At 70.6% G+C, this 25514-nt stretch carries 24 protein-coding genes; 13 read left to right on the top strand and 11 right to left on the bottom strand.

The features are described from left to right. Window position 1 precedes the first annotated feature (1 nt). Window positions 2–1216 carry a M23 family metallopeptidase gene (locus tag OF380_RS14145; protein ID WP_264045069.1) on the top strand — a complete coding sequence of 405 codons (1215 nt, stop codon included), beginning with the start codon at window positions 2–4 and terminating at the stop codon, window positions 1214–1216. 25 nt (window positions 1217–1241) lie between these two features. Here the strand turns inward: OF380_RS14145 and prfB are convergent. Continuing rightward, window positions 1242–2370 (bottom strand): peptide chain release factor 2 gene (gene prfB, locus OF380_RS14140; protein WP_264045066.1). Its coding sequence is split into 2 segments (ribosomal slippage): window positions 1242–2300 and window positions 2302–2370, totalling 1128 coding nucleotides; the frame shifts between segments, so codons are not numbered across the junction. A 108-nt stretch (window positions 2371–2478) separates the two neighbouring features. Between prfB and OF380_RS14135 the strand changes: the two genes are divergently transcribed. Next, a complete protein-coding gene (locus OF380_RS14135; protein ID WP_404810457.1) occupies window positions 2479–2865 on the top strand; it encodes a ribosomal maturation YjgA family protein in 387 nt (128 codons plus the stop codon). A 53-nt stretch (window positions 2866–2918) separates the two neighbouring features. Here the strand turns inward: OF380_RS14135 and OF380_RS14130 are convergent, their stop codons facing one another. From OF380_RS14130 to OF380_RS14115, 4 genes are all read right to left on the bottom strand, one after another. Further along, the gene (locus OF380_RS14130; protein ID WP_264045063.1) at window positions 2919–3248 is read right to left on the bottom strand and encodes a hypothetical protein; all 330 of its coding nucleotides are present in this window, start codon (window positions 3246–3248) and stop codon (window positions 2919–2921) included. Between the two features lie 151 nt (window positions 3249–3399). Beyond that, window positions 3400–3612 carry a hypothetical protein gene (locus OF380_RS14125; RefSeq protein WP_264045062.1) on the bottom strand — a complete coding sequence of 71 codons (213 nt, stop codon included), beginning with the start codon at window positions 3610–3612 and terminating at the stop codon, window positions 3400–3402. A 191-nt stretch (window positions 3613–3803) separates the two neighbouring features. Then, window positions 3804–5036, bottom strand: a complete 1233-nt coding sequence (locus tag OF380_RS14120; protein ID WP_264045060.1) for an LL-diaminopimelate aminotransferase — start codon at window positions 5034–5036, stop codon at window positions 3804–3806. A 260-nt stretch (window positions 5037–5296) separates the two neighbouring features. Next, window positions 5297–5623, bottom strand: coding sequence for a hypothetical protein (locus OF380_RS14115; RefSeq protein WP_264045058.1), 327 nt, complete (start codon window positions 5621–5623; stop codon window positions 5297–5299). A gap of 144 nt (window positions 5624–5767) precedes the next feature. On the opposite strand from OF380_RS14115, the gene OF380_RS14110 reads away from it, so the two are divergent. From OF380_RS14110 to OF380_RS14100, 3 genes are read left to right on the top strand one after another with little or no spacing between them, the layout of a single operon-like run. Next, entirely contained in the window at window positions 5768–7573 is a 1806-nt protein-coding gene (locus tag OF380_RS14110) for a PHA/PHB synthase family protein (protein WP_264045056.1), read from the top strand. 46 nt (window positions 7574–7619) lie between these two features. Then, on the top strand, window positions 7620–7820 hold the full coding sequence (locus OF380_RS14105; protein WP_264045054.1) for a hypothetical protein: 201 nt from the start codon (window positions 7620–7622) through the stop codon (window positions 7818–7820). A gap of 3 nt (window positions 7821–7823) precedes the next feature. Continuing rightward, complete coding sequence (locus OF380_RS14100; RefSeq protein WP_264045050.1) at window positions 7824–8027, top strand: N-acetyltransferase; 204 nt, start codon at window positions 7824–7826, stop codon at window positions 8025–8027. Between the two features lie 12 nt (window positions 8028–8039). Here the strand turns inward: OF380_RS14100 and OF380_RS14095 are convergent, their stop codons facing one another. Further along, a complete protein-coding gene (locus OF380_RS14095; protein ID WP_404810456.1) occupies window positions 8040–9377 on the bottom strand; it encodes an OmpP1/FadL family transporter in 1338 nt (445 codons plus the stop codon). 463 nt (window positions 9378–9840) lie between these two features. Between OF380_RS14095 and OF380_RS14090 the strand changes: the two genes are divergently transcribed. Together OF380_RS14090 and bioB are read left to right on the top strand one after the other, a co-directional pair. Beyond that, window positions 9841–10725, top strand: a complete 885-nt coding sequence (locus OF380_RS14090) for a fumarylacetoacetate hydrolase family protein (RefSeq protein WP_264045048.1) — start codon at window positions 9841–9843, stop codon at window positions 10723–10725. 46 nt (window positions 10726–10771) lie between these two features. After that, a complete protein-coding gene (bioB, locus tag OF380_RS14085) occupies window positions 10772–11797 on the top strand; it encodes a biotin synthase BioB (RefSeq protein ID WP_264045046.1) in 1026 nt (341 codons plus the stop codon). A gap of 37 nt (window positions 11798–11834) precedes the next feature. Here the strand turns inward: bioB and OF380_RS14080 are convergent, their stop codons facing one another. Continuing rightward, on the bottom strand, window positions 11835–12710 hold the full coding sequence (locus OF380_RS14080) for a 3'-5' exonuclease (protein ID WP_264045045.1): 876 nt from the start codon (window positions 12708–12710) through the stop codon (window positions 11835–11837). Window positions 12711–12780: 70 nt separating this feature from the next. Continuing rightward, window positions 12781–15246: an NAD-dependent DNA ligase LigA gene (gene ligA / locus OF380_RS14075; RefSeq protein ID WP_264045044.1), complete on the bottom strand. Its 2466-nt coding sequence runs from the start codon at window positions 15244–15246 to the stop codon at window positions 12781–12783. A 228-nt stretch (window positions 15247–15474) separates the two neighbouring features. Here ligA and OF380_RS14070 point away from each other — a divergent pair, with 228 nt between their 5' ends. From OF380_RS14070 to OF380_RS14060, 3 genes are all read left to right on the top strand, one after another. Continuing rightward, entirely contained in the window at window positions 15475–16368 is an 894-nt protein-coding gene (locus OF380_RS14070) for a protein-methionine-sulfoxide reductase heme-binding subunit MsrQ (protein WP_264045043.1), read from the top strand. A gap of 146 nt (window positions 16369–16514) precedes the next feature. After that, window positions 16515–16775 carry a hypothetical protein gene (locus OF380_RS14065; protein WP_264051329.1) on the top strand — a complete coding sequence of 87 codons (261 nt, stop codon included), beginning with the start codon at window positions 16515–16517 and terminating at the stop codon, window positions 16773–16775. A gap of 143 nt (window positions 16776–16918) precedes the next feature. Beyond that, on the top strand, window positions 16919–17932 hold the full coding sequence (locus tag OF380_RS14060; RefSeq protein ID WP_264045042.1) for an adenosine kinase: 1014 nt from the start codon (window positions 16919–16921) through the stop codon (window positions 17930–17932). A 203-nt stretch (window positions 17933–18135) separates the two neighbouring features. Here OF380_RS14060 and OF380_RS14055 read toward each other — a convergent pair whose 3' ends face one another. The 3 genes from OF380_RS14055 to ubiG all read right to left on the bottom strand — a co-directional run bounded on the left by OF380_RS14055 (window position 18136) and on the right by ubiG (window position 20537). Then, window positions 18136–19110 carry an NADPH:quinone oxidoreductase family protein gene (locus OF380_RS14055; RefSeq protein ID WP_264045040.1) on the bottom strand — a complete coding sequence of 325 codons (975 nt, stop codon included), beginning with the start codon at window positions 19108–19110 and terminating at the stop codon, window positions 18136–18138. A 70-nt stretch (window positions 19111–19180) separates the two neighbouring features. Continuing rightward, on the bottom strand, window positions 19181–19741 hold the full coding sequence (locus OF380_RS14050) for a YbhB/YbcL family Raf kinase inhibitor-like protein (RefSeq protein WP_264045039.1): 561 nt from the start codon (window positions 19739–19741) through the stop codon (window positions 19181–19183). Between the two features lie 49 nt (window positions 19742–19790). Further along, window positions 19791–20537: a bifunctional 2-polyprenyl-6-hydroxyphenol methylase/3-demethylubiquinol 3-O-methyltransferase UbiG gene (ubiG, locus tag OF380_RS14045; protein ID WP_264045038.1), complete on the bottom strand. Its 747-nt coding sequence runs from the start codon at window positions 20535–20537 to the stop codon at window positions 19791–19793. A gap of 201 nt (window positions 20538–20738) precedes the next feature. Between ubiG and OF380_RS14040 the strand changes: the two genes are divergently transcribed. The 3 genes from OF380_RS14040 to prfA all read left to right on the top strand — a co-directional run bounded on the left by OF380_RS14040 (window position 20739) and on the right by prfA (window position 25485). Continuing rightward, window positions 20739–21974 carry an aspartate kinase gene (locus OF380_RS14040; protein ID WP_264045036.1) on the top strand — a complete coding sequence of 412 codons (1236 nt, stop codon included), beginning with the start codon at window positions 20739–20741 and terminating at the stop codon, window positions 21972–21974. 81 nt (window positions 21975–22055) lie between these two features. Beyond that, complete coding sequence (gene ptsP / locus OF380_RS14035; protein ID WP_264045034.1) at window positions 22056–24320, top strand: phosphoenolpyruvate--protein phosphotransferase; 2265 nt, start codon at window positions 22056–22058, stop codon at window positions 24318–24320. A gap of 79 nt (window positions 24321–24399) precedes the next feature. Beyond that, window positions 24400–25485 carry a peptide chain release factor 1 gene (gene prfA / locus OF380_RS14030; protein WP_264045032.1) on the top strand — a complete coding sequence of 362 codons (1086 nt, stop codon included), beginning with the start codon at window positions 24400–24402 and terminating at the stop codon, window positions 25483–25485. Window positions 25486–25514 lie beyond the last annotated feature (29 nt).

Below are 25514 nucleotides of genomic sequence, written 5' to 3'. Positions count from 1 at the left end.
CATGCCATCAGCCCCACGTCCCCAGCCCAAGGCTCCCCGGCCGCAAGCCAAGGCGGTTCGTGCCTCCGTCACCGCCGTGTCGGGCCTGCGCCTGCGCCTGCTGGCGGGGGCGCTTGCCGTGAGCACGGTCTGGGCCGGCGGGGCGACCTACTACCTCGTCTTCCACGACGAGATGCTCGCCCGGTTCGTCTCGCAGCAGAGCGCGCTCCAGTACGGCTACGAGGAGCGGATCGGTGCCCTGCGGCTCCAGCTCGACCGCGTCACGATGGAACAGGCCGTGGCCCGGGACGGCATCGCCCAGCGCCTGGCCGACCTCGCCCGGCGCCAGGCCGGGATGGAGACCCGCCAGGCGCTCCTCGCGACGCTGACCGGCGAGGCCGGCGCGGCACCGCAGGCCCCTCCCCCGGACGAGCCCGCCGCAACTGAGCCGCTGCCTCGCCCCCCCGGGGCCAAGCCGTTCCCGACGCCGGACGCCCTGGAGTTGCGCACCCGCGACGAGGCGCTACCCGGACGGCAATCGTCCCGCCTCGTGGAGCTCCGGATGGCGACGCTTGACCGACGGCTCGATGGCTTCGCGCAGGCCCAGACCCGCCTCCTCGACGGCATCGGCGCGCGGGCGGGCCGGGGCGCACAGCGCCTGCGCGACCTCGTCGGCCGCCTCGGCCTCGACACGGCCCGCTTCGAACGCGGGCCGGCCCCCGGTATCGGCGGCCCCCTCGTTCCCCTGAGCACCGACGCCTTCGGCGTGTCCCTGCTGCAGACGCAGCGCTCGCTCGCCGATGAGGCACGCCTGCGCCGGATCGCCGAGCGGCTGCCGGTGCGGCGTCCACTCACCGGAGAGCTCAGCCTGTCGAGCCAATTCGGTGCCCGCCTCGATCCGTTCACGCGGGGCTATGCCCTGCATACCGGCCTGGACATGCGGGCGGAGACGGGCGAACCCGCCCGCGCCACCGCCGCCGGCCGAGTCACCATGGCGGAATACAGCGGCGGCTACGGCAACATGGTCGAGGTCGATCATGGCCACGGGCTCACCACCCGCTACGCCCATCTCTCGGCCCTCGAGGTCGGCCCGGGCCAGTGGCTCGAAGCGGGCGCCATCGTCGGCCGCGTCGGATCGACGGGCCGCTCCACGGGCAGCCACCTGCATTACGAGACCCGGATCGACGGCGAGCCCGTCGATCCGCAGCGCTTCCTGCGGGTCGCCGACGCGCTCTGAGCGCGCCGGCCCCTCGCCGGTCCGGCTACTCGATGTCCTCGACCACGTCGGCGCCGCCATAGACGCGCTGGGCGAGCGAGGCTTCCATGAACGGGTCGAGAGAGCCGTCGAGCACTGCATCCGGATCGGTGGACTGGGTCCCGGTGCGCAGGTCCTTCACCAGCTGGTAGGGCTGCAGCACGTAGCTGCGGATCTGGTGGCCCCAGCCGATATCGGTCTTCGCGGCGGCCTCGGCGCTCGCCTTCTCCTCCCGCTTCTTCAGCTCGGCCTCGTACATGCGGGCCCGCAGCATGTTCCAGGCGGTCGCCCGGTTCTTGTGCTGCGAACGCTCCTGCTGGCAGGCCACGACGATGCCCGTCGGGATGTGCGTGATGCGCACCGCCGAATCGGTGGTGTTCACGTGCTGGCCGCCGGCGCCCGACGAGCGGTAGGTGTCGATCCGGCAGTCGGATTCCTTGATCTCGATCTCGATCCGGTCGTCGATGACCGGGTAGACCCAGACGCTGGCGAAGCTGGTGTGCCGGCGCGCGCTCGAATCGTAGGGCGAGATGCGCACGAGCCGGTGCACGCCCGACTCGGTCTTGAGCCAGCCATAGGCGTTGTGGCCCTTGATCAGGAGCGTGGCGCCCTTGATCCCGGCCTCGTCGCCGTCCGACCACTCGACGATCTCGACCTTGTACTTCCGGCGCTCGGCCCAGCGGCCGTACATGCGCTGGAGCATGTTGGCCCAGTCCTGGCTCTCGGTGCCGCCGGCGCCCGAATGCACTTCGAGATAGGTGTCGAAGCCGTCGGCCTCTCCGGACAGCAGGGTCTCGATCTGACGGCGCGCGGCCTCCTTCTCGACGGCGCGCACGCCGGCCTCGCCCTCCTGGATGGTGGCCTCGTCGCCCTCCATCTCACCGAGTTCAATCAGCGTGTGGGCGTCCTCAAGGTCCTGGGACAGCTTCTTGATCGCGCTCACCGCGTCATCGAGCTGCGTGCGCTCGCGCATGACCTTCTGGGCCGCCTCGGCGTCGTTCCAGAGTTCGGGGTTCTCGGAAGCCGCGTTCAGCTCCGCGAGGCGTTTCTCGACGGTATCCCAGTCAAAGATGCCTCCTCAGCAGTCCGATCGACTGCTTGGCGGCATCCGAGAGTTGTTCGATCTCGGCGCGCATCTGGTGTTTCGGGCTCGTGTGCGGGGGTGTGTGGGACGGGGTGATACCGGGGCGCCGGGGTGGTGTAAACGCCCGGGGGCCGTATCGCCCCGCGAGGATGCCCACGCCGTGACCGCTCTCCCATCGCCACGGGCGAGGCTCGCCGCGATGACCGTCCTCGTCATCGCCGCGGGCCTGTCCCTGCGCCTGCTCCCCCTCGGACTGCCGGGGGCCGTGACGAAGTGGGGCGGCTCGGTCCTGTGGGGGGCGATGGTCTACGGCCTCGTCGGGCTGGTTCTGCCGGTGCCGCGCCGACGCATCCTCGCGCTCGCGGCGGCCATTGCCGTCGCGGTGGAGTTCTTCCGGCTGGTGCACATGCCCGCCCTCGACGCATTCCGGCTGACGCTGGCCGGCAAGCTCCTGCTCGGGCGGGTGTTCTCGCTCTGGAACCTCGTCGCCTACGCGGCCGGGATCGGATCGGCCGGGCTGCTCGACCGGCGCCGTGGACCCGCCTGATCCGGCCTGACCCAATCGCACGGCACCATGTCCGGGGCCGGAGAGGTCCCGTCCTATCGAATCGCGGGGCGCACGTAGTCCTGAGGCCCGATCCGGGCGGGGGCGAGAACGAACTCGCGGGAGCGGTGACGCTTGTTCAGGGGCCCCTCGCTGATCCCGTCGCTGTAATAGTCGGTTCCGGTCAGGCCGAAGCCGCCGCCGTTCATCACGTGGGGGACGGGTACGGCGCGCGGGTCATCCGGAATCGGACGGCCGCTGCTGGGGCTCGTCGGCAGCACCACGGGCCCGTTGGCGCCCAGATAGACCGTCTGCGCGCTGGCTGCGCAGGTGAGACCGAGCCCGATCAGGCCGGTGGCGAGGACGGTTCGCATGATCAGCAGCACGAAGGAACTCCGGCGGGCAGCCTGGACCGATGGTGACGCGCCCACAGCGCCACTCTGGCCGAACGCGGTCGCGGTGTCCGTGTCCGGGACGCCGCGATCCGCGAGGAATCGCCCGCTATCCCCGGAACCCGCAGCCTTGCGCGAGGCAGTGTCAGCCCTTGGCACTCAGGACGGCCGAGGGCTCGCGCACCACCGGCTCGCACTGAGTTTCGTAGGCGTTCAGCACCAGCGGACGGGAATCGCAGACATAGCCGAGGCCCGGCGCGGGCGCGGGCACCGGGTCGCGGGCGACGATGGGCTTCGGGGCACAGGCGCCGGCGGCTCCGGTCAGCACTAGAGCGACGGCAAGGGTCAGACGACGCATACGATCCTCGGGCCTAACGAACCGCCGCTGGACTCGAACGGCACGGCGCCGTGCGACCCTGCGGATCGCGTGGCGCCGTGACAAGCGACATGGGTTCGGGTCGGGCCGCTTTGCGCGGGCCTGTCTCCCGGCCGCAACAACCGGCCGGGGGTCTTCCATTCGCGCGGCTTCCCGCGTCGGCCGGCCTTGGATCAGCCAGCCTTGGATAGGGAGGCCTCGGGCAGCGGGACGACGTTGTGCAGCGTCTTGTCCGCGCTGTCGAAGAACCGCCGGATGTTGCGGGCGGCCTGCCGGATGCGCTGCTCGTTCTCGACCAGCGCGATGCGGACATAGTTGTCGCCGTGCTCGCCGAAGCCGATGCCGGGTGCCACCGCCACGTCCGACTTCTCGAGGAGGAGCTTCGAGAACTCGAGGCTTCCCAGCGCCTGGTACTTCTCCGGAATCGGCACCCAGGCGAACATCGAGGCGGAGGGGGTCGGGATCTTCCAGCCGTTCTTGCCGAAGGATTCGATCAGGGCGTCGCGACGCTTCTTGTAGATCGAGCGCATCTCGACGATGCAGTCCTCCGGCCCGTTCAGGGCGGCGGTGGCCGCCACCTGGATCGGCGTGAAGGCGCCGTAATCGAGGTAGGACTTCACCCGCGTCAGCGCCGCGAGCAGGCGCTCGTTGCCGACCGCGAAGCCCATGCGCCAGCCGGCCATGGAGAAGGTCTTCGACAAGGACGAGAACTCCACCGTGCAGTCGATGGCGCCCGGCACCTCCAGCACGGAGGGCGGCGGCTCACCGTCGAAATAGACCTCCGCGTAGGCCAGATCCGACAGGATGATGATCTCGTGGCGCTTGGCGAAGGCGACGAGGTCCCGGTAGAAATCGAGGCTCGCCACGTAGGCCGTGGGGTTCGAGGGATAGCAGACCACGATCGCCACCGGCTTCGGGATCGAGTGCTGCATCGCCTTCTCGACGGCGGGGAAGAAGGCCGGGGTCGGCTCGGCCGGCACGGAGCGGATGACCCCGCCGGCCATCAGGAAGCCGAAGGCGTGGATCGGGTAGCTCGGGTTGGGCACCAGCACCACGTCGCCCGGCGCCGTGATCGCCTGGGCCATGTTGGCGAAGCCCTCCTTGGACCCCAGCGTCGCCACCACCTGGGTGTCGGGGTTCAGGCTCACGCCGAAGCGGCGCTTGTAGTAGTTCGCCTGGGCGCGGCGCAGGCCGGCGATGCCTTTCGAGGCGGAGTAGCGGTCCGTGCGCGGGCGGCCGGCGGTCTCCACCAGCTTGGCGATGACGTGCTTGGGGGCATCGAGGTCCGGATTGCCCATGCCGAGATCGATGATGTCGGCGCCGTTGGCGCGGGCCTGGGCCTTGATCCGGTTCACCTGCTCGAACACGTAGGGGGGCAGGCGCTTGATGCGGTGGAAGTCGGTCATGGCCTTCACGGTGTCCAGGGGCAGGAATGAGGCACGAATTCGAGGCGCGGGCGTCCGGGGCACGTCCCGCGCGAAGCTGTCATCAACCCGAAACGCGGGCGTGGTCTAGATCGGATGACCCTCGGGCGGGGTCCGTCACTCCGGCGACGGGCGGGGCCGTCGGGGAATTCGCACGCTTCGGCAACGTCTAGCAGTTTTGTGCCGTGCCGCCGAACGATATTTCAGGGTCCGCCGCGACGGCGGCCTGTCGGGGATTCCCGTCAGGGTTTGGCGCCCTTCGCGGCGCCCTCGGCGGAGCGGCCGCGCGCCTCGTTGCGGCCCCGCGCCGCCAGGAGCTCGTCCTCCAGGGCCTTCGTGCCCTCGGCGGATTTCGCCCGGATGGGCCGGGCCGGGGCGGAGACGCCGACGGGCATGAAGTCGTCCCCGCTGCGGCGCGACTGGGCGACGAAGTCCGGCGCCTGGGCCGGCGGGCCGGCCTCGCCGGTGCCGTAGGCCGCGCGCATCGGGTTCAGGTCGCTGGAACAGCCGCCGAGCAGGCCGATCACGGCGAGGGCGGCGACAAACTGAGGGTTGTGAAGCCGGGACATGGGGGAAGTCGGCCGTTTCGATGGCGGGCGCTCTGGCGGAACTGGCCGATGCCGCGTTAATTTGTCGGAAACGAGGCCCACGCGGCCGCGCGGCAAGCGTCGCACGGCGAACGGACGGGCCGAGAGCCGGGGAGAGATGCACGCGTGACGACCGAACGGACGACGCCGCTACCCGACATCGAGGCCCTGTCCCGCAACGCGAGCCTCCTGATCGAGGAGTTCGGGCGTGCCGCCGGCCGCTACATGAAGCCGGTGACGACGCCGGACGCGCTGACGGCGCCCCCCGCCGAGCCGCCGGAGGAGGTCAAGGACGTGGTCCGCACCCTCGGCAGCGTGGCCGAAACCTGGTTCGCCGACCCGAAGAAGTCCGTGGAGGCCCAGGCCAAGCTCAGCGAAGCCTTCATCACCCTCTGGGGCTCGACCTGGCACCGCCTGCAGGGCGAGGCGTCGAGTCCGGTGGCCGTCCCGGAGCCGAAGGACAACCGCTTCGCCCATGCCGAGTGGTCCACGAACCCGGTCTTCGACTTCATCAAGCAGAGCTATCTCATCACCTCGCGCTGGGCCGAGACCCTCGTCGACGAGGCCGAGGGCATCGACGAGCACACCCGGCACAAGGCGCAGTTCTACCTGCGCCAGATCAGCGGGGCGCTCTCGCCGTCGAACTTCGTGATGACGAACCCGGAGCTGATTCGGCACACCCTGAAGGAGAACGGCGCGAACCTCGTGCGCGGCATGAAGATGCTCGCCGAGGACATCGAGGCCGGCAACGGCCAGCTGCGCGTGCGCCAGACCGATCCGGCGGCCGGCTTCGAGGTCGGCGTCAACGTGGCGGTGACCCCCGGCGAGGTGGTGTTCCGCAACGACCTGATGGAGCTGATCCAGTACGCGCCGACCACCGAGACCGTGCTCAAGCGCCCGTTCCTGATTGTCCCGCCCTGGATCAACAAGTTCTACATCCTCGACCTGAACCCGGCCAAAAGCCTGATCGCCTGGATGGTGAGCCAGGGCCTGACGGTGTTCTGCATCTCCTGGGTCAACCCGGACATCCGGCACGCCGACAAGGATTTCGAGAGCTACATGCGCGAGGGCATCGAGACCGCGATCGATGCCATCGGGGTCGCGACCGGCGAGAGCGAGGTCGCGGCGGCGGGCTACTGCGTCGGCGGCACGCTGCTCGCCGTGACCCTGGCGATGCAGGCCGCCACGGGCAACAAGCGCATCAAGAGCGCCACCTTCCTCACCACCCAGGTGGATTTCACCCATGCGGGCGACCTCAAGGTGTTCGCCGACGAGGAGCAGATCCGCCTGATCGAGTCGCGGATGCAGAAGCGCGGCTACCTCGAGGGCACGGGCATGGCCACCGCCTTCAACATGCTGCGGCCCAACGACCTGATCTGGTCCTACGTGGTGAACAACTACGTCAAGGGTCAGAAGCCGATGCCCTTCGACCTGCTCTACTGGAACGCCGACGCGACCCGCATGCCGGCGGCCAACCACTCGTTCTACCTGCGCAACTGCTACCTCAACAACACCCTGGCGCAGGGCAAGATGATCCTCGGCAACGTGCGCCTCGACCTGAAGAAGGTGAAGGTGCCGATCTTCAACCTCGCCACCAAGGAGGATCACATCGCCCCGGCCCTGTCGGTCTTCGAGGGATCGTCCAAGTTCGGCGGGCCGGTGGATTACGTGCTGGCCGGGTCCGGGCACATCGCCGGGGTCGTGAACCCGCCCGCCAAGCCGAAATACGGCTTCTGGACCGGCGGCCCGGCCGAGGGCCGCTTCGAGGATTGGGTGGCGGCCGCCACGGAGACCAAGGGATCCTGGTGGCCCTACTGGTTCCAGTGGCTGGAGCACCAGGCCCCGGCCCGCGTGCCCGCCCGGGTGCCCGGCGAGGGCGGCCTCGCCTCCCTCGGCCCGGCGCCCGGCACCTACGTCCGCATGAAGGCGTGAACGCCGAGCCGGAGGTTCAGGGCTGGAGGCGGAACCCGACGCTGCGATGCGGGCCGAGATCCTCGCGCCCCTCGTCGCCCATAACGAGGCGCAGGTTCCGAACGGGAATTGGGGGCTGCTCGCCCTCACCGTGCGCGACGCAGGCGGCGCCATCGTCGGCGGCCTCTGGGGACGCACCGGCTATGGCATGCTGTTCGTCGAGCTGCTCGCCCTCGGGCCCGCCCGTGGGAACGGTCTCGGGCGCTAAGTCATGGCCCTGGCGGAGGCAGAGGCCCGGCGGCTCGGGCTCGGCGGCATCTGGCTCGATACCTGGACCTTCCAGGCGCCGGCCTTCTACGAACGCCTTGGCTTAACCGAGTGCGGGCGGATCACCGACGATCCGCCCGGCCATGACCGGATCTTCTACGTGAAACGCTTCCAGGGCGGCGGAGCCGAACCGGCTCCACCGCCCTGAGGGCTGGATGCCTCAGAACTTCCGCACCAGGGGCGCCGGGGCCGCCACGGCCGGCTCGCCGAAGACGTAGCGGAAGCCGACCGAGACGATGTCGGCGCTGCTGTCGGCCACGCCGGCGAAGGCCACGTTCTGGACGTTGTAGTCGCGCCCCACCCCGGCCAGGATGCGGCCCCGTTCCACGAAGAAGTGCGAGTAGGCGAAGTTCAGGGTCAGCTTTTCGCTCCAGCGGTAGCTCGCACCGACGGAGAGGTTCACCCGGTTGCCGTCGGGCAGGCGCACCGACCGGTTCGAGAAGTCGATCGGCGAGACCTCGTAGGCCACGCCCACCCGCACCGTCAGGGCCTGCGACCAGTCGTACTCGCCGCCGATCGAGTAGGTGTAGCCGTCCATGTAGTTCAGGGTCAGGGCCGGTGCAGTGGCACGGGCTCCGTTCGAGACGATGGCGATCGTCCCGAGGCGGCTCCAGTTGTCCCACTCGAACCCGAAATTGACGCGGGCCTCGGGCGTGATCGCCTGGGTGATGCCGACACTGAGCTTCTCGGGCGTGTTGAGCTTGGCCTTGATGTTCCCGCCCAGCGTGTCGTAGGGCGCCGGGAGGATGAGCTGGCCGCCGATGTCGTGATGCACCGACGAGCGGAAGCCGACGCCGACCGACGTGCCGGCGAACGGGGTGATCAGCGCGCCGGCGGTGAAGCCGACACCCCAGGAATCACCCTTGAGGCCGGAGCTCGGCAGGGCCGCCGGGTTCAGGGTGAGCGGCGAGAGGAACGCCTGACGCAGGACGAGCTTGAAGTACTCGATGTTCGGGCCGGCAGCGACCGAGAGCCACTCGTTGACCTTGAAGCCGATGACCGGGTTGAACGCCAGGGAGAAGATGCGGCTGGAGCGTCCGTAGAGCTCGCCCGACCAGGTCGCGCGGGGTTTGGTCACGAGGCCGAAGGGGGCGCCCGTCGAAATGCCGATCCAGACCCGGTCGCTGAGCTGGTAGGAGGTGGCGCCCGCCGGCACGATCGCCGTCTGGCCGAGCTCGCCGCTCTCCCCCAGCCGCGAGAAGGCCGCGTTGGTACCGGCCTCGGGCGTGATCCGGGCCGACAGGTTGATCACGCTGAGGTTCTGCTCGGTGACCCAGCCCGGACGCATGGTCACCGTCGCCGGGTTCCAGAACATCGAGGACACTCCGCCGGAGCCCGAGGCCGCGCCGGCGAAGGAGAGCCCCTGCGCCTCCACGCTCTGCTCGCGGATGCCGAAGGCACCGGCGCCCGCATCCGCCACGCTGGCGGCCAAGAGCGCGACGGAGACGCCCGAGAGCATCCAGCGGCGCAGAGACCGGCTGCGAATCGTACCCGTCATGACCTGAAACCCCCCGCTATAGCTGGTGCTCGCTTGTCTCGCCCCGACCAGGTCGGACCCGCACCTTGCCAATGACAATGACGCGCCTCCGGCAACTGTGCAATACGGACCTAGACAGTTAACGTCTTAGTAAAAACCGGCATTTTATCTTGAGAACGCGAAATATTGCGCGAACCCGCCGGTGCTGCCGAGGGTTTCAGCAGAATGGTTCACATCTAAACTCTCGCTGGCGTGAGTAAGCGGTCGGACCGGAAAATCGCGCCTCAGGCGTTTCCGGGCAGCAGTGTGACCTTCGGGTGACAATCCTGGCGTTGGAAGGGCCGGAATCGCCGGTGACGCGCGCCGCGAGGCGTTTTTCCGTCGCGTTTCGACCCTTGCCGCGCGGGGGCGTACGCTCGATCTCAGGCAGCAGGATGCAAGCCGCAAGATGTCACGCGGCGCGACGCGACGGGAGGCATGAGCGATGAAACTGGTCCGGCACGGTACGAGCGGGGACGAGAAGCCCGGCCTCATCGACGCTGACGGCGGCCTGCGCGATCTTTCGGCCCATGTCCGCGACATCGCGGGCCCGGCGCTGTCGCGCGAGACCCTGGACCGCCTGCGCCTGATCGATCCCGCGAGCCTGCCGCTGCTGCCCGCCGGGACACGCCTCGGCCCCTGCGTCGGCGGCACCCGCAACGTCGTGGCGATCGGCCTGAACTACACGGACCACGCCGCCGAGATCGGCGCCGACATCCCGGCGGAACCCATCGTCTTCAACAAGGCGCCGTCCTGCCTCGGGGGCGCGAACGACCGCGTGATTCTGCCCAAGGGTTCGGCCAAGACCGATTGGGAGGTCGAACTGGCGCTGGTGATCGGCGCCCGCGCCTCCTACGTCCATGCCAACGAGGCCCTGTCCTACGTGGCGGGCGCCTGCATCTGCAACGACGTCTCCGAGCGCGAATTCCAGATGGAGCGCGGCGGCACCTGGACCAAGGGCAAGGGCTGCCCGACCTTCGGACCGCTCGGTCCCTGGCTCGTCACCCTCGACGAGGTCGGCGACCTCAAGGCCCTCGACCTCTGGCTCGACGTGAACGGCACCCGCATGCAGACCGGGTCGACGTCCACCATGATCTTCGATGCCGCGCAGCTCGTGGCCTACGTCTCGCACTTCATGATGCTGGAGCCCGGCGACGTCATCATCACCGGCACGCCACCCGGCGTCGGCATGGCGAAGAAGCCGCCGCGCTTCCTGCGGAGCGGCGATGTCGTCACCCTGGGCATCACCGGCCTGGGGGAACAACGCCAGGAGATCGTCGCCTTCGACGACTGGACCGCCAAGGTCGCGGCGGGCGAGCCGACGAACTGAAGCGCGTCCGGCTTGATTTTCCGGCCGGGATTCGCCTCATGGAGCCATGATCGAGACCCTCGCCCCCGTCACCGTACCTGGAACCTCCGCACTCGGAACCTCCGCCATCCGGCATGACTGGTCGGTGGCGGAGATCCAGGCGATCCACGACCTGCCGCTCCTCGACCTCGTGTTCCGGGCCGCGCAGGTGCATCGCGCCCACAACGACCCGGCCGACATCCAGCGCGCCAGCCTGCTGTCGATCAAGACCGGCGGATGCCCCGAGGATTGCGCCTATTGTCCGCAATCGGCCCACCACAAGGGCACCGGCATGGCCCGTGAGCGCCTGATGCCGGTGGATGCGGTGCTGCGCGAGGCGGCGGCCGCCAAGGCCAACGGGGCCCACCGCTTCTGCATGGGCGCGGCCTGGCGACAGCCGAAGGACGGCCCCGAATTCGACGCCGTGCTGGCGATGGTGCGCGGGGTGCGCGGCCTGGGGATGGAGGCCTGCGTGACGCTCGGCATGCTGACGCCGAGCCAGGCCGGCCGCCTCGCGGAGGCCGGGCTCACCTCCTACAATCACAATCTCGACACCGGGCCGGACTTCTACGGGGACATCATCTCGACCCGGACCTACGACGACCGTCTGAACACCTTGCAGAACGTGCGCGACGCCGGCATCGGCGTCTGCTGCGGCGGCATCGTCGGGATGGGCGAGGGCGTGAAGGACCGGGCCGGGATGCTCCAGGTGCTCGCCAACCACGCGCCGCACCCGGAGAGCGTGCCGATCAACGCCCTCGTCGCCGTCGAGGGCACGCCCCTGGAAGACCGCCCGGCGGTCGATCCCCTGGACCTCGTGCGCATGTGCGCCACGGCCCGCATCGTGATGCCCCGCGCCCGCGTGCGCCTGAGCGCCGGCCGTTCGGGCCTGACCCGCGAGGCGCAGATCCTCTGCTTCCTCGCCGGCGCCAACTCGATCTTCTACGGGGAGCGCCTGCTGACCACGGCCAACAACGAGACCGATGCGGACGCCGAACTCCTGCGCGACATCGGCATCACGGTGCCGGGCCTGACGCTGGCAGCGGCGGAGTAAGGCTTTCGCACCAGAGGTTGGGGTTGAGGTTTGGGCCTCACCCCACCCGGGTCGGCGTCATGCGAACCCGCAGCACCTCGACGTCGGCGTGGTTGCCGGACAGCAGGTCGGTGATGTCCCCGGCCAGCAGTGACTTCACGTGCCGGCACAGGGTGCCGTAGCGCCCCGCCATGCAGGTGCAGCGCAGGTGCGGCCCCTGGCTGCGATCCTCCAAGGTCACGGCGTAGCGGTTGCCGCTGCTGCCCCGCACGGCGAAATGCAGGCCGGGCGGCGTTGCCGGGAAGTCCCCCGCCGCCCGTCGGGCGCGCTCGGTGAGCGAACCGGGCCGGCTCTGCAGACGCGCCGCGACGTCCGGTCCGGCCGGAAGCGTGGTGATCGGCAGGCGGATCGCCCGCGACAGGGCCGGGATGCTCGGCGCGCCCGTCTGCCGGGCGGCGGCCAGGGCGATCTCCGCGCAGGCATAGGCGTCCTCGCCCGCGTCGTGGTGTTCGAAGCGGATGCCGAGGCGTGCCGCGACCTTGTTCAGGCCGCAGCCTTCCTCCGCCGGGAACACCCGCCGGGCGATCTGGAGGGTGCAGAGGTACGAGAAGGCCGGCGGGATCACGCCGTGGGCGCCGAGGGAGGCGCGCAGCACCCCCATGTCGAAGCCCGCATTGTGGGCCAGGATCAGACTTGTCGCGAGGTCGGGCAGGAACTCGGCCATCACCTCCGGGAAGGTGGGCCTATTGCGCACGTCGGCCGGCACGATGCCGTGGACCCGGATGTTGCCGGGCGAGAAGCGCAGCTCCGGCGGCCGGATCAGGCGCGATTCCCGCCGGACCACGGCCCCGTCGGCGATCCAGGCGAGGCCCACGGCGCAGGCGCTGTCGCGCCGCTCGTTGGCGGTCTCGAAATCGATGGCGATGACGGTCATGGTGTTCGGGAGCGGCCCTGCCCTGGCCGGACGACGGCCGCCCCGAGTCTAGTCCCGGCCGAATCCGCGCTCAAGCGTCGGCGACGCGCGCGAGCCATGCCTCCTCGCTGATCACCTCGACCCCGTGCTTCTCGGCATCCTTCAGCTTGGAGCCCGCGCCGGGTCCGGCCACCACGAGGTCGGTCTTGGCGGAGACCGAGCCCGAGACCTTCGCGCCCAGACGCTCGGCCGTGGCCTTGGCCTCGGAACGGGTCATACGCTCGAGGGTGCCGGTGAACACCACCGTCTTGCCCGCGAAGGCCGTCGCGCGGGCGGGCGCGGCCATGGGCTCGGTGCGCACCTCCGCCAGGAGGGCGCGTACGGCCGCGTCGTTGTGCGGCTCGGAGAAGAAGGCGATCAGCGAATCCGTCGCCACCGGGCCGATCTCGCCGTCATCGGCGAAGTGCCGGTAGGCATCGCCGGGGCGCTCCGCCGCCGCCCGCGCGATGCCCGCCGCGACGGCCTCCGCATCCCCGAAATGGGCGAGCAGGCTCGCGCGCTGCGGCGCCGAGAGCCGGACCCGCCCTTGCGGCTGCGCCTCCGCGTCCTCGCCCTCGCCCTCGCCGGCATCCGCCTCCCCCGCCTCGCGCGGGTAGCCGAACTCCAGCAGGCGGTCGCGGGTGGTGGGGCCGATGCGCGGCAGGGAGGAGAAGGCGAGCCAGTCCGGCCCGGCCTGATCGCGGCGCGCGGCGTCGACGCCCTCCATCAGGGCGGCCATGTCGGGGAAGCGCTTGGCCAGGGCCTTGGCCGTCGATTCGCCGATATCCGGGATGCCGAGGGCGAAGAGGAAACGGTTGAGCGGCAGGGTCCGGCGCTCCTCCACGGAGGCGAGGAGGTTCTTGATCGCCTTGTCCTCGTCGTCGCCCTTCTTCTTGGCCGGCTTCTTCGGCGCGGGCGCGCCCTCGGCCCGGCGCTCGGCGGAGAGCGCCTCGCGGCGGGCCACGATGGCGGCCTTCAGGGGTTCGAAGTCGAGGCGGAACAGGTCGGCGGGCTGGCGCACCAGCCCGGCCTCGAACAGCACCTCGATGTAGGTCTGGCCGAAGCCCTCCAGGTCGAAGCCGTTGCGCGAGACGAAGTGCTTCAGCCGCTCCACCCCCTGGGCGGGGCAGATCAGGCCGCCGGTGCAGCGGCGCACGGCGTCGGGCTTGCCCGTGCGCGGGTTGATCTCGCGGACCGCCCGGCTGTTGCAGGCGGGGCATTCGGTCGGGAAGGCGAAGGGCTTCGAGTCCGCCGGGCGCTTGTCGAGCACCACGTCCATCACCTTCGGGATCACGTCGCCGGCCCGCTGGACCACGACGGTATCGCCGATCCGGATGTCGCGCCCGTCGCGGATGGGCTCGCCGTCGGCGCCCACGCCCTGGACGTAGCCCTCGTTGTGCAGGGTGGCGTTCGAGACCACGACGCCGCCCACCGTCACCGGCCGGAGCTTGGCCAGGGGGTTCAGCGAGCCCGTGCGCCCGACATTGATCTCGATGTCCTCCACCACCGTCAGCGCCTTCTGCGCGGCGAACTTGTGGGCCAGCGCCCAGCGCGGCGAGCGCGAGACGAAGCCGAGGCGGCGCTGGAGCGCGAGGTCGTCCACCTTGTAGACCACGCCGTCGATGTCGTAGCCGAGGTCGGCGCGCTCGGCCTCGATGCTGCGGTAATGCGCGACCATGGCCGCCGCATCGGCGCAGAGCCGCGTCCGGTCGTTGACCGGCAGGCCCCAGGACGCGAAGCGCGCCAGCACCCCGTGCTGGGTGCCCTCGAAGGCGGGCACCACCTCTCCCCAGGCATAGGCGAAGAACTTCAGCGGGCGCGAACGCGTGATCTCGGGGTCGAGCTGACGCAGCGACCCCGCCGCCGCGTTGCGCGGATTGGCAAAGAGCGGTTTGCCGGCGGCCTCCTGGCGCGCGTTGATCGCGGCGAAATCCGCGTGCGAGAGATAGACCTCGCCGCGCACCTCGCAGATCGGCGGCACGTCGTCCCCGGCGAGCACCTGCGGGATGTCGGAGACCGTGCGGGCATTGGCGGTCACGTCCTCGCCGACCTCGCCGTCGCCCCGGGTCGCGGCGGTGACGAGGCGCCCGTCCTCGTAGCGCAGGGCCAGGGAGAGACCGTCGATCTTCGGCTCGGCGGTGAAGGCCAGGGCCTCCGCCTCGGGCCAGTTCAGGAAGCGCCGCACGCGGGCGACGAACTCGGCGACCTCCTCGTCCGCGAAGGCGTTGCCGAGGGAGAGCATCGGCACGGGATGCCGAACCTTGGCGAATTTCTCGGACGGCTTGGCACCCACCGACGCGCTGGCCGCCCCCGTCCCCGCGAGATCGGGAAAGCGCGCCTCGATGGTCTCCAGGCGCCGGCGCAGGGCGTCGTACTCGGCGTCGGTGATCTCGGGCGCGTCCTCCTGGTGATAGAGCCGGTCGGCCTCCGCGATCCGTGCGGAAAGGTCCTCGTGCTCGACCCGGGCCAGGTCCGGAGTCAGGGCGTCGAGGCTGTCGTCGGATATGGGTCGGGCCATCGGGATGCTTCGCGGTGGGGGCATGGGTGGCGCCCGTCTATAGCAATCCGCGACCCCTGCCGCATCGGCCGACGTTCCGGACAGCGTCGCGCCTGTGCACGGCGAGTGACCGGCGACGTCCTCGCGGAATCGTGTATCCCGTAGCGCATCGCCTGCGACGCCGCGCCACCCTACCGGCTGCCCGTCATCCCCATCTGTTAGCGGACAGGTCAGCACCACCGGATCGCCATGCCCACCCAACCCGCCTTCTCCGCACCCTGGCGCGACCGCGCCGGTCGCGTCTCGGGCCTGAAGCTCGCCACCTTCCTGTTCGCCCTGGCGCCGGGCCTCTGGCTCGCGGGCGCCTATGCGGCCGATGCGCTGGGGGCCAAGCCGATCACGGCGCTCCTGCACGGCACGGGGGAATGGGCGGTGCGCTTCCTCCTGCTGTCCCTGGCGGTGACGCCGCTGCGCCGGATCGCGAACGCGCCCAAGCTCATCCTGGTGCGGCGCATGCTCGGGCTCACCGTGCTCGCCTACGCGCTGATCCACCTGATGCTCTACGTGGTCGATCAGAACTTCGTGCTGACGAAGGTCGTTTCCGAGATCGCGACGCGCTTCTATCTCACCATCGGATTCGTGGCGCTCTTCGGCCTCGTCGTGCTCGGCGCGACCTCGACCGACGGCATGATCCGGCGCCTCGGCAAGGCCTGGCCCCGCTTGCACAAGACGGTCTACGCCATCGCCGTGCTCGGGCTGATCCACTATTATCTCCAGGCCAAGATCGACGTGTCCGACCCGGTCTTCTGGACCGGCGCGTTCCTGCTGCTGATGGGCCATCGCGGCCTGCAGCGCCTGCGTTGGCCCACCAATCCCTGGACCCTCCTCGCTCTGGCCGTGCTCGCGGCCCTCCTCACCGCCCTGCTGGAAGCGGCCTGGTACGGCGTCGCCAGCGGCGTGCCGGCCAGCCTCGTGCTGGCGGCCAACCTCGACGTCCCGGACACGATCCGCCCGGCCTGGTGGGTCCTGGCGCTCGGCCTGTGCGTGCCCGTGCTGAACGCGGTTCGGACGGGGATGGATGGGGGCGGGGCCAAGCCTGCGCCGCGCCGTAATCCGGTGGCTGCCCCGGTCGCGACGCCCTGATTCGCCACGCGACCCCATTGCCACCCGGGGCCGCCCGCGCGCATGACACCGGCGGCATGAGCAGCGAGGAGGAGTCCCGCGTGAGATTATGGATCGTGCGGGGCGCGCTCGCGGCCCTCGGCGCCCTGCTGACGATCGGCGCCGCCATGGCCGCCTGCACCCGGCCGGAGCCGCCGCCCGCGACGGCGCGGCCGGCGAAGCCGCCGCTCCCGGCCAAGCCCGCCTGCCTCGATGCGAAGGGCGGCTGTCCGGGCTGGGAAGCCTACAGCTACAACGACGCCATCAAGGCCTACAACGCCGAGGTGGCCGCGTTCCGTCCCCTGGCCGAGGCCTATATCAAGGCGCTGAACGCTTACGTGAAGGCGAGCGGCGACTATGCGCAATGCGAGGTCAAGGCGCTGCAGTAGCGGCGTCGACCCGCCCGGCCTGCGCCTCGACCCCTCGGCCCGTTTCCCGAACGCCTGAACGCCCCCTCCCCGTCAGCTTGACCCGTCCCGGGCGCGGTGCCACAGGCCGGAGTCGTTACGACAACTCCGGACTGGATGGCCCGATGCCCGAATCCCTCGACCTGCTCGTCCTCGGCAATGCCATCGTGGATCTCATTGCCCGCACCGAGGAGGATTTCCTCGCCGCGCAGGGCGTGCCGAAGGGCGCGATGCAGCTGATCGACGAGGCACGGGCCGAGTCGCTGTTCTCCGCCATGGGTCCGGCCACCATCGTGTCGGGCGGCTCGGGGGCCAACACGGCGGTGGGGGCGGCGATGCTCGGCGCCCGGACCGGCTTCGTCGGCAAGGTCCGCGACGACGAGCTCGGCGGCCTCTTCGCCCACGATCTCAAAGCCACCGGCGTGCGCTTCCCCGTGGCGTCCGCCAGCGACGGGCCGGCCACCGCTCGCTGCTTCATCCTGGTGACGCCGGACGGCGAGCGCACCATGAACACCTATCTCGGGGCCTGCCAGGGCCTGTCCCCGGCCGATGTCGACGCGGCCACCGTGGCCTCCGCCCGCGTGGTCTACCTCGAGGGCTACCTCTGGGATCCGCCGGCCGCCAAGGACGCCTTCCGCAAGGCCGTGACCCTCGCGCACGAGGCCGGCAACGCGGCCGCCCTGACCCTCTCGGATGCCTTCTGCGTCGGCCGCTACCGCGACGAGTTCCTGGGCCTGATTCGCGACGGCAGCATCGACATCCTGTTCGCCAACATGGCCGAGTTGCAGAGCCTCTACGAGACCGACGATGCCGAGGCCGCGATCAAGGCCCTGCGCGACGAGGGCGCGGCGCTCCGCAAGGACCTGCTCGGCCTGGTGACGCGCTCGGCCGAGGGCGCGCTGGTGATCCAGGGCGGCGCGGTGCAGTCGGTGCCGGCCTCGCCCGTGCACGAGGTGGTCGACACGACCGGCGCGGGCGACCTCTTCGCGGCGGGCTTCCTCGCCGGGCACGCCCGCGGGCTCGACCCCCTCGCCAGCGCCCGTCTCGGCGCCCTGGCGGCGGCGGAGGTCATCCAGCATATCGGCGCCCGGCCGCAGCACGACCTCGTGGCGCTCGCCAAGGCGCAGGGCCTGCTCTGATCCGGCGTTCGGTCGATCACCTCTCGGGCGGGGTGGTGTCTCTCTCCGGAGAGATCACGCACCTCACTACGCTCCCTCTCCCGGAAGGAGAGGGAGCGTAGTGAGGTGTGGTCCATCTCCGGAACATCTGCACAGTCCATCGTCTCCCGAAGGAGACGAAACCCGCACTCTGCCCCCTCCCCGCATGGGAGCAGGGCACGCGCTCACGGCCGCAGCAGGACCTTGCCGACCGCCTCGCGCCGCTTGAGGATGCCGAGCGCCTCCGCGTAATCGGTCAGCGGATGGACCCCGTGGACCTTCGCCGTGAGGCGCCCCTCCGCCACCCAGGCGAGAAGCTGCTCCTGGTTGGCCCGGTGCGCGTCCGGCTCGCGCTCCACGAAGACACCCCAGTGGACACCCTGGATGTCGATGCCCTTGAGAAGGGCGAGGTTGAGCGGGATGCGGGGGATGTCGCCCGCCGCGAAGCCGATGACGAGGTAGCGGCCCTTCCAGCCGAGCGAACGCAGAGCCTGTTCGGCATGTTCGCCGCCGATCGGATCGTAGATCACGTCGACGCCCTGCCCCTCCGTGAGCCGGCGCAGGGCCTCGCGCAGGTTCTCGGCGCCGTAATCCACCGCCATCGTGGCGCCGTGCGCCCGCGCCACGGCGAGCTTGGCCTCGGACGACGCGCAGGCGATGACGCGGGCTCCCATGATCGCGCCGAGTTCCACCGCCGCGAGACCGACCCCGCCGGACGCTCCCAGCACCGCCAGGGTCTCCCCGGGCTGCAGCCGGGCACGGTCGCGCAGGGCATGCAGGGACGTGCCGTAGGTGATGGTCAGGCCGGCGGCCTGTTCGTCGGAGACCCCCTCCGGCACCGGCGTCAGATGCCGGGTCCCGACCGCGATCCGCTCCCGACAGGTCCCGAATGTCTGATGGACGATGACCCGGTCGCCGATCGCGAAGCCGGTGACGCCGTCGCCCAGCGCCTCGATCACCCCGCAGGCCTCGCCCCCGGGGGAGAACGGCAGCTCCGGCTTCACCTGGTAGCGCCCGGCGATAATCAGCGTGTCGAAGAAGTTCAGCGCCGCGAGGGTGACCCGCACCATGGCCTCGCCCGGCCCCGCGACCGGATCGGGCAATTCCGCGATCGTGAGATCGTCCGGTCCCCCGAGCCGGGTACACAGCAGCGCCTTCATGCCCAAACCTCCGCCTGATCGTCCCGGGCCGCTTGCACCGGCACGGCCGCCCACGCAAGCGGGCGTGCGTTCAGGTACGCTCGTAGGTGCCCGTGAGGCAGCCCTTGGCCAGGACGTGACCGCGCAGGGCCTCCAGCAGGGCGCCGCGACCGGGATGCGCGTCGAGGAACAGCGCCGTGTCGAGGGCATAGGCCTGGAACAGGTAGGCGTGCGGTCCATGGCCGGTCGGTGGATCCGGCGGCAGCCACCCGGCCTTGAGGAAGCTGTTCTTGCCGAGATCGAGGCGGGATCCCGCCTGGCTCGCGGCGCCCTCGGAAAGCGGTGCCTCCGGGTCGAGGTTCCAGGCGATGAGGTGGACCAGCGGGTTCGGGGTCGGACTGCCCGCATCCTCCACCAGGAGGGCCACCCGCACGGTGCCGGGCGGCAACCCGGTCCAGGCCAGCGGCGGGGAGGCGCCGTCCCCGTCGGCCGTGAAGCGGGCCGGGATCGGTCCGCCATCCGCGAAGGCGAGGCTCGTGAGGCCGATGCCCTCCGGGACCTGCGCGAAGTCGGTGCGGTACGCGGTCCGGTCGAGCCCAGCCTTCAGGCCGGACAGGGCGGCACCCACGGCGTGGGGGATCTTCTCGAGCAACGGCCTCTCCTCAGGGATACGCCGTTCAACGGCGCGGCCGGCCGATGGTTCAGGCGGGGCGGACGGCCGAGATCATGTAGTTCACGCCCGTATCGCGGCTCGCCCGCCAGGATCCGTCGAGGGGGTTGAAGACCACGCCGGTGGTGTCCGTCACGGTGAGGCCGCCGGCGGTGACGGCCTCCGACAGTTCGTTCGGCCGCACGAACTTGTCCCAGTCATGCGTGCCCTTCGGGAGCCAGCCGAGGACGTATTCGGCGCCCACGATGGCCAGGGCGTAGGAGCGCAGGGTCCGGTTGATGGTGGCGGCGAAGAGGAGGCCGCCCGGCTTCACCGCGCGGGCCGCCTGCGCCACGAAGGCCGGCATGTCGACCACGTGCTCCACCACCTCCATGGCGAGCACGATGTCGAAGCGTTCGCCGCCCGCCACCACGTCCTCGATCGTCCGCGCCCGGTAATCGACCGGGACGCCCTCCGCGTCGGCATGCGCCTGCGCCACCTTCACGTTGGTGGGAGCCGGATCGAGCCCCGTGACCCGTGCCCCGAGGCGCGCCAGGGGCTCCGACAGCACACCGCCGCCGCAGCCGATATCCACCAGGGTCAGGCCCTCCAGGGCCAGGGGTCGGCGGGGGTCGCGCCCGAAATGCCGGCAGGCGGTGTCGCGCACATAGGCGAGCCGCACGGGGTTGAAGCGGTGCAGAACCCGCATCGGCCCGGCCTCGTCCCACCACGTCGCCGCGATGGCCTCGAAGCGGGCGACCTCGTCACGGTCGATGGAGGCGCCTGTGGGTCCGGTCATGATCTCGGCGTCTCTCTCGCGCTGGTGGCGCGCCGGATTGTTGACACGCCAGGGCGGCCCTTGTACCCGCCGAAGCCCTGTCCGGTACAGCAGCCAAGCGACGCGGCAGGCCCTGCCGGTGGGACGATCCCACCCGAGGCCCGCCGGATCGCATGGCGACGCGATTCGACGCGGACGCGACAGGCCCCGTCTGGTGAGAACATGCCCCGTCTGGTGATGAAGTTCGGCGGTACGTCCGTCGCCAATGTCGAGCGCATTCGCAACGTGGCGGCCCACGTGGCGCGCGAGGTCGCGGCCGGCTACGAGGTCGCGGTCGTGGTCTCGGCGATGTCCGGCAAGACCAACGAGCTCGTGGCCTGGGTCAAGGACGCCAACCCGATCTACGACGAGGCCGAGTACGACGCCGTCGTCGCCTCGGGCGAGCTCGTCACCGCCGGCCTGCTCGCCATCGCGCTCCAGAAGAACGGCATCAAGGCCCGCTCCTGGCAGGGCTGGCAGATCCCGATCCTGACCTCGGACGCCCACGGCTCCGCCCGCATCGAGGGCATCGACGGCGCCCGCCTCGATGCCGGCTTCCAGCGCGGCGAGGTCGCGGTCATCGCCGGCTTCCAGGGCATGCACGAGGCCACGGGCCGGGTGACGACCCTCGGGCGCGGCGGCTCCGACACCAGCGCGGTGGCCATCGCCGCCGCCATCGGTGCCGAGCGCTGCGACATCTACACCGACGTCGACGGCGTCTACACGACGGACCCGCGCGTGGTCCCGAAGGCCAAGCGCATGGAGCGCGTGACCTTCGAGGAGATGCTCGAGATGGCCTCGCTCGGGGCCAAGGTCCTGCAGGTCCGCTCCGTCGAGCTCGCCATGGTCCATCGCGTGCCGACCACGGTGCGCTCCTCCTTCGATCCGCCGGACAATGCCCGGCCCGGCACCCTCATCTGCGACGAGGACGACAGCGTGGAACAGCAGATCATCACCGGGATCGCCTTCTCGAAGGACGAGGCGCAGATCACGCTCCGTCGCGTGAAGGACAGCCCCGGCATCGCCGCCGCCATCTTCGGCCCGCTGGCGGATGCCAACATCAACGTGGACATGATCATCCAGACCGTGTCTGGCGACCAGTCCACCACCGACATGACCTTCACGGTCCCGTCGGCCGATTACGATCGCGCCCGCAAGATCCTCGACGCGCAGGGCGCCGCCATCGAGTTCGGCCAGATCGAGGGCGCCACCGACGTCGTGAAGGTCTCGGCCATCGGCGTCGGCATGCGCAGCCACGCGGGCGTCGCCGCCAAGGCCTTCCGGGCGCTGGCGGAGAAGGGCATCAACATCCGCGCCATCACCACGTCGGAGATCAAGTTCTCCGTCCTGATCGATGCCGCCTATACGGAGCTTGCCGTTCGCACGCTCCACTCGCTATACGGCCTCGATAAGGCCTGACGAGCGCAGGCCTGAAGACCCGGAGCGCGCGAACGCCCGCGCGCCAACCGGACCCGAGGCCGAAGCCGGATCGAGGAGACCATGCCCGCTGCGCCCGGAGGCCCGCGCCTGCTACTGCGCCGCCTCCGCGAAGCGATGGCGGAGCCGGTCAGCCCACAGGCACGCCTCGACCGCATCGTCACGCTGATCGCCGCGAACGTGATCGCGGAGGTGTGCTCGGTCTATGTGCTCAGCGATGACAACATCCTCGAATTGTTTGCGACCGAGGGCCTGAACCGCGAGGCCGTCCACCTGACGCGGATGCGGGCGGACGAGGGCCTCGTCGGCCTCATCGCCAAGACCGCCGAGCCGCTCTCGCTCTCCGACGCCCAGTCGCACCCCGCCTTCTCCTACCGTCCGGAGACGGGCGAGGAGGCCTATCATGCCTTCCTCGGCGTGCCGCTCCTGCGGGCGGGCAACACGCTCGGCGTGCTCGTCGTCCAGAACAAGACCTACCGGGTCTATTCCGAGGAGGAGATCGAGGCGCTCCAGACCACCGCCATGGTGCTCTCGGAGATGATCGCCTCGGGCGAGCTGCAGGCGCTGGCTCCGGGGGCCGGCTCGGCGGCGCGCCGGGCCGTGAGCCAGCGCGGGGTCGCCCTCGCGGATGGCATCGGACTGGGCCACGTGGTGCTGCACGAGCCCCGCATCGTGGTGAAGAAGCTCATCGCCGAGAACGTCGACCGGGAGGTCGAGCGCCTGGAACTCGCCATCGGCGAGGTGCGCTCGGCCATCGACGACCTCGTGGAGCGGGGCGACAGCATCGGCACGGGCGAGTCCCGCGAGGTGCTGGAGACCGTGCGCATGTTCGCGCACGACAAGGGCTGGCTGCGCCGGATGCACGAGGCCGTGCATTCGGGACTGACCGCCGAGGCCGCCGTCGAGCGCGTCCAGTCGGACAACCGTGCCCGGATGATGCGCCAGAGCGATCCCTACCTGCGCGATCGGCTGCACGACCTCGACGACCTCGCCAACCGGCTCCTGCGCACCCTCCTCGGCGCCGAGGGCAACGGCGCCCAGCGCGTGCTGCCCGAGAACGCGATCCTGGTGGCGCGCTCGATGGGGCCGGCCGCCCTGCTCGACTACGACCGCACGGCGCTACGCGGCGTGGTGCTGGAGGAAGGCGGCCCGACGAGCCACATCGCCATCGTGGCGCGGGCGCTCGGCATCCCGGCGGTGGGCGAGATCGCCAACGCCACCGCGCTCTGCGACGCGGGCGACGCGATCATCGTGGACGGCGTCACCGGCGAGATCCAGGTCCGGCCCGGCCCGGAGATCGAGGCGGCCTATGCCGAGATGGTGCGCCTGCGCGCCCGCCGGCAGGAGCAGTACCGGGCGCTGCGCGACGTGCCGGCCGTGACCCGCGACGGCACCGCGATCGGCCTCCAGCTGAACGCGGGGCTGCTCATCGACCTCACGCACCTGCACGAGACGGGCGCCGACGGCATCGGCCTGTTCCGCACCGAACTGCAGTTCATGGTCGCCCAGCGCATGCCCTCGGCCGCCGAGCAGCAGACGCTCTACGAGGCCGTGTTCGCGGCGACCGGCGACCTGCCGGTGACGATCCGCACCCTCGACATCGGCGGCGACAAGATCCTGCCCTACATGCCCGCGCTGGAGGAGGAGAACCCGGCCCTGGGCTGGCGCGCGATCCGCATCGGCCTCGACCGGCCCGCCCTCCTGCGGGTGCAGCTGCGGTCGCTCCTGAAGGCCGCCGGCGGGCGGCCCCTCAAGATCATGTTCCCCATGGTGGCGACGGTCGACGAGTTCATCCGCGCCAAGGCCATCGTGGAGCGCGAGAAGGCGCACCTGCGCCGGCACGGCCACGCCCTGCCGAGCGATTGCAAGCTCGGCGTCATGGTCGAGGTGCCCTCGCTGCTGTTCCAGATCGACGAGATCGCCGAGGCCGCCGACTTCCTGTCGGTGGGCTCGAACGACCTCATGCAGTTCCTGTTCGCGATCGACCGCGAGAACCGCCGGGTGGCCGACCGCTTCGACACCCTGAGCGTTCCGGCCCTGCGCGCGTTCCGCGTCATCGCCGAGCGGGCGGCCGCCGCGGGTTGCCCCGCCACCGTCTGCGGCGAGATCGGCGGGCGTCCGCTGGAGGCCATGGCCCTGATCGGCCTCGGCTTCCGTCACCTCTCGATGTCGCCGGCCGCCATCGGTCCGGTGAAGGCGATGGTGCTCGGCCTCGATGTCGGTGCCGTGGCGGCGATGATCCACGCCGAGATGGAGCGGGCGGGTGACAGTGCCTCCCTGCGTCCCGCGCTCGCGGCCTTCGCGAAGGCCCAGGGCGTTCCTATCTAGACGGGTCGTGCCGCGACCCCGTCGCCGGTCCTAACGCGGGCCGGCGAGCCCCTGCACTGATGAGAGTTTTCGACGGGCGATGACCCCTATTCCTGCAGAGCGTCTCGACGCGATCCTGACGCGCCACGACATCGTCACCGCCACGCTGAGTGCGGGATCGGCGGATTCCGACACCTTCGTGCAGCTCTCGCGCGAACTCTCGGAGCTCGAGGGCGTGGTCGCGGCCATCCACGCCTATCGTGCCGCCGCGCGCAACCTCGCCGAGATCCAGGCCCTGATCGACGAGCCGGGCAGCGATTCCGAGATGCGGGCCCTGGCCGCCGAGGAGAAGCCCGACGCCGAGGCGGGGCTGGAGGCCGCGCACCGCGCCCTGCAGCTCATCCTGCTGCCGAAGGATTCGGCGGACGAGAAGAGCGCGATCCTCGAGATCCGCGCCGGCACGGGCGGCGACGAGGCCGCCCTCTTCGCCGGCGACCTCTTCCGGATGTACGGCCGCTACGCGGACGCCAAGGGCTGGAAGGTGGAGGTGATCTCCGAGAGCGAGGGAACGGCCGGCGGCTATCGCGAGGTCATCGCCGAGGTGAAGGGCAAGGGCGTGTTCGCGCGCCTGAAGTTCGAGAGCGGCGCCCACCGGGTCCAGCGCGTCCCCGACACCGAGGCGCAGGGGCGCATCCACACCTCGGCCGCCACCGTCGCGGTCCTGCCCGAGGCCGAGGAAGTCGACATCGTCATCAACGATGCCGACCTGAAGATCGACACCATGCGTTCGCAGGGGGCGGGCGGACAGCACGTCAACAAGACGGAGTCGGCCATCCGCATCACCCACATGCCGAGCGGCATCGTCATCTTCGTCCAGGAGGAGCGATCGCAGCACAAGAACCGTGCCCGCGCGATGTCGCTTCTGCGCTCCAAGCTCTACGACGCCGAGCGCACCGCCAAGGACGCGGCCCGGGCCGCCGACCGCAAGTCCCAGGTCGGCTCCGGCGACCGCTCGGAGCGCATCCGCACCTACAACTTCCCGCAGGCGCGGGTCACCGACCACCGCATCAACCTGACCCTCTACAAGCTGACGGAGGTGCTGGCGGGCGAGGCCCTCGACGAGCTCGTGGACGCACTGGTGACGGAGCATCAGGCCGAGCTGCTCGCGGCCGAGGGCATGGCCTGACGGCCGTGGCAGGGGGTCGGACGCCCGAG

Origin of the sequence: Methylobacterium sp. FF17, assembly GCF_025813715.1 — a bacterium.
Classification (GTDB): Bacteria; Pseudomonadota; Alphaproteobacteria; order Rhizobiales; family Beijerinckiaceae; genus Methylobacterium; species Methylobacterium flocculans.
This window is presented reverse-complemented; position numbering and strand designations above follow the sequence as displayed.